Annotated in this window: 8 protein-coding genes and 1 pseudogene; 7 read left to right on the top strand and 2 right to left on the bottom strand. The window is 62.6% G+C overall.

What is annotated here, in order from left to right; translation table 11 throughout:
- Window positions 1-728, top strand: a 728-nt coding sequence (locus EOA85_RS23845; RefSeq protein ID WP_127211400.1) for an intradiol ring-cleavage dioxygenase, incomplete at its 5' end; no start/stop codon positions are given.
- A gap of 216 nt (window positions 729-944) precedes the next feature.
- On the top strand, window positions 945-1,415 hold the full coding sequence (locus EOA85_RS23840) for a MarR family winged helix-turn-helix transcriptional regulator (protein ID WP_127211399.1): 471 nt from the start codon (window positions 945-947) through the stop codon (window positions 1,413-1,415).
- Window positions 1,416-1,431: 16 nt separating this feature from the next.
- Here EOA85_RS23840 and EOA85_RS23835 read toward each other — a convergent pair whose 3' ends face one another.
- The gene (locus EOA85_RS23835) at window positions 1,432-2,310 is read right to left on the bottom strand and encodes an AraC family transcriptional regulator (protein WP_127211398.1); all 879 of its coding nucleotides are present in this window, start codon (window positions 2,308-2,310) and stop codon (window positions 1,432-1,434) included.
- Between the two features lie 35 nt (window positions 2,311-2,345).
- Between EOA85_RS23835 and EOA85_RS23830 the strand changes: the two genes are divergently transcribed.
- The 5 genes from EOA85_RS23830 to EOA85_RS23810 all read left to right on the top strand — a co-directional run bounded on the left by EOA85_RS23830 (window position 2,346) and on the right by EOA85_RS23810 (window position 6,397).
- Window positions 2,346-2,753, top strand: coding sequence for a DUF2000 family protein (locus EOA85_RS23830; RefSeq protein ID WP_127211397.1), 408 nt, complete (start codon window positions 2,346-2,348; stop codon window positions 2,751-2,753).
- Between the two features lie 153 nt (window positions 2,754-2,906).
- Window positions 2,907-3,791, top strand: coding sequence for a DMT family transporter (locus EOA85_RS23825; RefSeq protein WP_164759836.1), 885 nt, complete (start codon window positions 2,907-2,909; stop codon window positions 3,789-3,791).
- A gap of 122 nt (window positions 3,792-3,913) precedes the next feature.
- Entirely contained in the window at window positions 3,914-4,936 is a 1,023-nt protein-coding gene (locus EOA85_RS23820) for a LacI family DNA-binding transcriptional regulator (protein ID WP_082982104.1), read from the top strand.
- Window positions 4,933-5,916, top strand: a complete 984-nt coding sequence (locus EOA85_RS23815) for a 2-hydroxyacid dehydrogenase (RefSeq protein WP_127211395.1) — start codon at window positions 4,933-4,935, stop codon at window positions 5,914-5,916. Before EOA85_RS23820 ends, EOA85_RS23815 begins: the two co-directional genes overlap by 4 nt.
- Before the next feature lie 82 nt (window positions 5,917-5,998).
- Complete coding sequence (locus tag EOA85_RS23810) at window positions 5,999-6,397, top strand: hypothetical protein (protein WP_127211394.1); 399 nt, start codon at window positions 5,999-6,001, stop codon at window positions 6,395-6,397.
- Between the two features lie 21 nt (window positions 6,398-6,418).
- On the opposite strand, the pseudogene EOA85_RS39230 reads toward EOA85_RS23810, so the two are convergent.
- Window positions 6,419-6,574 (bottom strand): annotated as a pseudogene (locus tag EOA85_RS39230) (gamma-glutamyl-gamma-aminobutyrate hydrolase family protein); the annotation flags it as partial.

Genomic DNA, 6,574 nt, shown 5'->3' with positions numbered 1-6,574 from the left:
GAATGTCCGACAAACCGTCCCCGTTGAGCCGGCGTCAGGCGCTCGGCTTCATTGCCGTCAGCGCCGGCGGCGGCGTCTTCCTTCCGGGCATCGCGCTGGCTCAGCATGCCTCGCCCTATGTCGGGCTTGCCCTGTTCGATAGCGGTGCCGGCGTTTGCGCGATCACGCCGGAAGCGACTGAGGGGCCGTTCTATTTCGACCCGAAGCTCCAGCGCGCCGATATCACCGAAGGCAAAGCGGGCATTGCTCTCAATGTGCGGCTGCAGGTGGTCGACGCGGCCTGCCGACCGCTTGCCGGCGCGCGTGTCGACATCTGGCATTGCGACGCGCAAGGGCATTATTCAGGCTATCGGGGACAAGGCGACGGCCAGGACGTCGATACGTCAGGCCAGAGTTTTCTGCGCGGTTGGCAAAAGACCGACGAGAGCGGTATCGTCTCGTTCGCCACCATCTATCCCGGCTGGTATCGCGGCCGCACCACCCACATCCACTTCAAGGTCTTCCCCAACGCTAATTCGGTGATGACCGGCCAGCTGTTTTTCCCCGATAGTCTGAGCGAGCAGATATTCACCACTGTCGCGCCTTACACCGACCGGTCCGGCAAGCGCGATACGTCGAATGCCAGGGACGGCATCGCGCGGCGCGCTGGGCCGCTGTCGCAGGCGGCGCTGCGCGAGGTGGCGGAGGCCTACCAAGCCTTGATGATCGTCGCGATGAAGGCTGGTTGAGTCTCGTCGTGTGTGGAGTGCTCCTGCTGCAAGCGTCCACCTCTACCGAAAAGTCGTTTGTCATCTAACTGAAATAAACATCTGGCATTAGCCACCGCGGACACCGCATTGCTTGCCGGCAAAGCTGTTTTGCAAGGCCGGATCTTTGATCGTCGATTGCCAACCGGGCGGCTGCCTCTATGCTGTCCGCACCGGTTCGGCCGAAGAGGGATGACCATGGCCAAGGCGGACAAGACTGCGACAATGAGCCGGCTGCATTCGGCGGCGCGGCTGGCACGTACTGCGCTGGCGGCGCGGCTTCTAGGGCACGGCTTCTATGCCGGTCAGGACCAGATCATGCTCGCGCTCGACCGTGAGGACGGGCAGACGCCCGGCAATCTTGCCGGTCGCCTCGGTGTGCGCCCGCCGACCATCACCAAGACCATCAACCGGCTGCAGGCGCAGGGCTTCCTGGAAAAGCGCGCCTCTTCCGCCGATGCCCGCCAGGCCCATATCTTTCTGACCGACACGGGCCGCGAAATCATTCATGCCATCGAGAAATCGGTGAAGAAGACCGAGAAGCAGGCGCTGAAGGGTCTCGATAAAAAGGACCAGAAGGCGCTATTCAAGCTGCTCGCCCGCGTTGAGGCGAACCTCTCGAACGGCGAGATGGTTCTCGTCGACGATGAGATCGACGCCGACGATTGATCAGCGGCTGACGCCATCAGGCAGCGGCTGCTGACGATCCATGGACCAATGCCGACCAGCGGCCCGGCGTGACACCGAACGCTTTCTTGAAATGTCTGTTGAAATGACTTTGGTCGCTGAACCCGGCCGCTATCGCGATATGCGCCAGTGGCTCGCTTGCCTCGATCATGCGGCGTGCTCGTTGAAGCCGGCGCATCAAGAGAAAGCGATGCGGGCTGGTGGAGAAGGCAGCACGGAAATGCCGCGATAGGGCGTAGCGATCCAGCCCGGTGATCGCCTCCAACTCGTCGGAGCGGACGATACGGAAAACATTCTCTTCCAGATAGTCGCGCGCCAGGCTGGCCGCGCGCCATGCTGTCCTTGGGATCGGTTTCGCCGGCAGGCCTGCATGCCGTGCCAGGCTTCGCATCAGCTGCGCAATGAAGTCGGCGACAAAGAGATCGTCCAGCTTCTGGTCCAAAGGCCCCAGCGCCGAAAGCAGCCTCGTGCGGAAGACAGGATCCGTCACCACGGCATCCCTGACGAAAGGCAGCGATGCGTCGATCGTATCAAGGCAGTCCAGCACGACGGACGGCTCCAGATAAAGCATCCTGTAACGCAGGCCCTCTTCGGTGCCGGCACCGCCGTCGTGCAATTCGTCGGGATGGAGCACGATAATCTGGCCGGGCAGGCTATGATGCGACGCGCCGCGATAACGGAAACTCTGGACGCCATGCAGTGTCACGCCGATGGCGTAGGTATCGTGACGATGGAGATCGAACGCGCTGCCGTGGAACCGGGCCTCGATACGCTCCATGCCGGCGGAATCGGGTGCCGAGATGACGCAGTTCTCAGCCGCGTCAACGCACAAACGTCCAAGACCTTGGAAGGCCTCGCCATCTAGACTGTGTGACATCGCTTCACTCACAAACCTCGAATGGCAAATGTCTCATGTTCGACACGAAATTTGCAATCGTGCTGCAGGACGACCTTCCCGTCTGGCAAAAGCTCAATGTCACCGCCTTCCTGACCAGCGGTATCGTTGCGCAGTATAGCGACATCATCGGCGAACCCTATCGCGACCGCGCCGGCAATATCTACAATCCGCTCTCGATCCAGCCGGTCATCGTGCTTTCGGCCGATCGCCCGACGCTCAGTGCGATCCACCGGCGGGCGCTGGACCGCGGTGTGACGACCTCGCTCTACGTCGACGAAATGTTTTCGACCGGCCACGACGCGGCGAACCGCGCCGTCTTTGCCGAATTCGCACCCGACGACGCCAAGGTCGTCGGCATCGCGGTGCGTACCGAAAAGAAGCTTGTCGACAAGATCACCAGGGGCGCCCGTATGCATCCCTAGTGCACGTAGTCAGCTGATGTCAGCCTCCTCTGGCTTGCCGGCAGGTGACATTTGCCTCAAAGGTAGGGCTCTGCCCTGCTTCCATCCGGCCTGAAATTGAGTGCTCTCCCAAGACAAGACGAAAGCGCGACGCCTCCGGCGGCGATCCTCTGCATGCTTTCCGTCTATGTATTTTTCACCTTCCTCGACACCAGCAGCAAATATCTTGTCATGGCCGGCGTCTCGGCGCTGATCGTCGCCTGGGCTCGCTTCGCCGTCCATGTCGTGCTTGTCGGTGTCTTTCTGCGTGGATGGCGCGAGCCGGCGCGCTTTCGCGCCAACAATCTGCCGGCGCATATCCTGCGCGGCGCCTTCCTGTTCGGATCGACCATTTGCAACGTCATGGCGCTGCGAACCTTGCAGCTGGCCGAAACCACATCGATCTATTTCTTCGCGCCGATGGTGATCACAGCAATCGCCGGTCCTTTGCTCGGTGAATGGGCTGGCTGGCGGCGCTGGCTGGCAATCCTGAGCGGCTTCGTCGGCGTCCTCATCATCACCCGGCCAGGCGTTGGCGTCTTTGGCGTCGGCCATCTCTTCGCGCTCGGCTCGATGCTGTCGAACTGTTTTTACGTCATCATGACGCGGCGCATGTCGGCCACGGAAACCTCGGAGAGCCTCATTCTCTTTTCGGCGCTGGCGCCGGCGGTACTTCTCCTGCCGATGCTGCCGTTTTCGCTTTCGCTGCCGCAGGATAGCTGGCACTGGTTCATCCTGCTGATGCTTGGCGTCTTTGGCGCAATCGGCCACTGGCTCCTGGTTCAGGCCTATCGTCTTGCCACCACCACGGCATTGGCTCCCTATCCCTATTCACAGATGATCTGGATGGTCATTGCCGGCTGGATTGTCTTCAACCAGTTTCCGGACCGCTGGACGCTCGTCGGGGCGATCGTCATCGTCGCCAGCGGCCTTTATATCGTCCATCGCGAGCACCGGCTTCGCGTGCGCAACCGCGCCGCCCTCGACGTCGAGGTGGAAGCGCTGGCAAAAAAACTTTGATTTGTTCCGGAAGGGTGGCATAAGGCCGCGTTTAAACTGTTTAGATCATGATCCCGAAAGTGGCATCCGGTTTTCGCTGGAGATCATGGATCAGCTCTAGATCGTCGGGGGAGCGCAAGGCGCTGGCACAGAAGATCAAGCTTTCGACGATCGCGGATGCGCTCGGTGTGTCCACGGCCACGGTCTCGCTGGCTCTGCGCGACAGTCCGCTGGTTGCCGGAAACACCCGCGACCGCATCAAGGAACATGCCCGCGCCATCGGCTATATCTACAATCGCCGTGCCGCCAGCCTGCGTACTTCGCGTTCGGGCATCGTCGGCGTCGTCGTTCACGACATCATGAACCCGTTCTTTGCCGAGATACTGCGCTCGATCGAAAGCGAGCTCGATCGCAGCCGGCAGACCTTCATCCTGTCGAACCATTACGACCAGCTCGAGAAGCAGCGCACCTTCATCGACACGCTTTTGCAGCTCGGCGCCGACGGCGTCATCATGTCGCCGGCCATCGGCACGCCGCCCGAAGACATATTCATGGCCGAGGAAAACGGCCTGCCCGCGGTGCTGATCGCGCGCACCGTCGAAGGCGCCGACGTGCCGGTGTTTCGCGGCGACGATGCCTACGGCACTGGGCTTGCCACCAACCATCTGATCTCGCTCGGCCATAAGCGCATCGCCATGGTCGGCGGCACCGACCAGACCTCGACCGGCCGCGATCGCTACCAGGGCTATGTCAACGCTATGGAGGCGGCCGGGCTGGAGGTCAGGCCGTCCTGGCGCATCGCCGGTCCGCGCACCAAGCAGGCCGGCTTCGAGGCCGCCGGGCAGTTCCTTGCGCTGAAGGACAAGCCGACCGCGGCCTGCTGCTGGAACGACCTCGTCGCCATCGGCCTGATGAACGGTATTGCACGCGCCGGGCTGGTGCCGGGCATTGACATCTCCGTCACCGGCTATGACGATCTCGAGGAGGCGGCGATCGCGACGCCGGCGCTGACCACCGTGTGGAACGGCCAGCGTGAAGTCGGCCGCCGCGCAGCCAGCGCGCTGCTCGACAAGCTCAATGGGCAGATGGTGCGGCCGTCGCAGGAACTGATCAAGCCGGAACTGCATGTGCGCCAGTCGACCGGCAAACCGGTGGAGCGTGAATGACAAAAGCCGAACAGCAGCAAGCAGTCGCCATTCTGGTGCCGGGCCAATTCAATGATCATGCGGTCGGTCGCATAGACCGGACGTTCAGCCACGTCTGGATCGAACGGGCCGATGCGTCGCTGGTCACCGACGAGCTGCGCCGGACGGTGCGCGGCATTGCCGCCTTTGGTGGGATCAACGCAGCCCTCATGGACGCGCTGCCGAACCTCGAGATCATCGCCAATTTCGGCGTCGGCTATGATTCGGTCGATGCCCGTCACGCAGCACAGCGCGGTGTCATGGTCACCAACACGCCTGACGTGCTGACCGAGGAGGTCGCCGACACGGCGATCGGGCTTTTGATCAACACCATCCGCGATCTGCCGCGCGCCGAGACCTGGCTGCGCGACGGCAGTTGGGCACGCAACGGCAACTATCCGCTAAGCCGGCTGACTTTGCGCGGTCGCAGCGTTGGCATTTTCGGCATGGGGCGCATTGGTCTCGCCATTGCGCGCCGGCTAGAGGCCTTTGGGCTGCCGATCGCCTATCACAATCGGCGCCGCGTCGAAGGCCTGGCCTACGAATACCACGGCACGCTGATAGGCCTTGCCGAGGCGGTCGATACGCTGATCTCGGTGGCGCCCGGCGGCGCCTCGACGGAAAAGGCGGTCAACGCCGAGATCCTGTCGGTGCTTGGCCCGAATGGCGTCTTCGTCAACATCGGTCGCGGCAGCACGGTGGACGAGGCAGCTCTTGCCGCAGCCCTGGCCAATGGCACCATCGCAGCTGCCGGGCTCGACGTCTTCGCCGATGAGCCGAACGTGCCGCCGGCGCTGCTCGCCGCTCCCAACACCTCGCTTTTGCCGCATGTCGGCTCGGCTTCGGAGCATACCCGCCGCGCCATGGCCGATCTGTGCGTCGACAATCTGATTTCCTGGTTTTCGGAAGGGAGGGCGCTGACGCCGGTGCCGGAAACGGAAAAGGTCAAGGCGCGCAGCTGAGTGGCACGCTTTCTAATTTGTTAACTACGGCTTAACGCTTTGAAATCATTCTATATCTATCGCCAAACACCCGGAGAACGAGATGAAAGCACTTGCTGCATTGATGGCGGTGGCCGCGCTGTTCGGCAGCGTTCAGCTGTTTCACGGCGGCAGCGGCGAAGGCCGCACAGCCGCCGATGGGCTAACGCCGTCGCCCGACGACTACAGGCTGGTGGCCAATGGCGACGAAGCCTCCTGCGCGGTCAAGCGCGGCACTGAGATTTCGCATGGCCTGTCGCTGTTGACGGTCACTGCGAATTGCCGCCGGGTCTTGCCCGGCATCGAGCGCGCGAAATTCTGGCGCGAGCAGGATGACGGCACGGTCACCTTCAGCGCGAACGGCATCGACCCGATCGTCACTTTCGGCGTCGCCGACGGCGACGGTTATGAATCCTACGCGCCAGCCCTGCCGCTGCTGTCGCTGGCGGCCGGCAGCGATTGATGTTGACGTCTGACCGCTGAACTATTCCGCGGCGGCCCGCGTGCCGGATTTCGCTGCGGCGTGCAGGCGCACCGCGTCGCCGAAGGCGCGGAATATCCTTGCTGAGATGCTGTCCGACTTGACCCAGTATTCGGGATGCCACTGGACGCGGATGCCGAGAGCACGGGCGTCCCGCGC

It is taken from the genome of Mesorhizobium sp. M5C.F.Ca.IN.020.29.1.1, assembly GCF_003997375.1.
GTDB classification, from domain to species: Bacteria; Pseudomonadota; Alphaproteobacteria; order Rhizobiales; family Rhizobiaceae; genus Mesorhizobium; species Mesorhizobium wenxiniae.
The sequence above is the reverse complement of the archived record's forward strand: the minus strand, read 5'-3'. Positions and strand labels throughout refer to the sequence as shown.

Bases quoted from the DNA above. Each gene is read 5' to 3' on its own strand.
- EOA85_RS23840 (WP_127211399.1), top strand. From the start codon at position 945: ATGGCCAAGGCGGACAAGACTGCGACAATGAGCCGGCTGCATTCGGCG.
- EOA85_RS23835 (WP_127211398.1), bottom strand. From the start codon at position 2,310: ATGTCACACAGTCTAGATGGCGAGGCCTTCCAAGGTCTTGGACGTTTG.
- EOA85_RS23830 (WP_127211397.1), top strand. From the start codon at position 2,346: ATGTTCGACACGAAATTTGCAATCGTGCTGCAGGACGACCTTCCCGTC.
- EOA85_RS23825 (WP_164759836.1), top strand. From the start codon at position 2,907: ATGCTTTCCGTCTATGTATTTTTCACCTTCCTCGACACCAGCAGCAAA.
- EOA85_RS23815 (WP_127211395.1), top strand. From the start codon at position 4,933: ATGACAAAAGCCGAACAGCAGCAAGCAGTCGCCATTCTGGTGCCGGGC.
- EOA85_RS23810 (WP_127211394.1), top strand. From the start codon at position 5,999: ATGAAAGCACTTGCTGCATTGATGGCGGTGGCCGCGCTGTTCGGCAGC.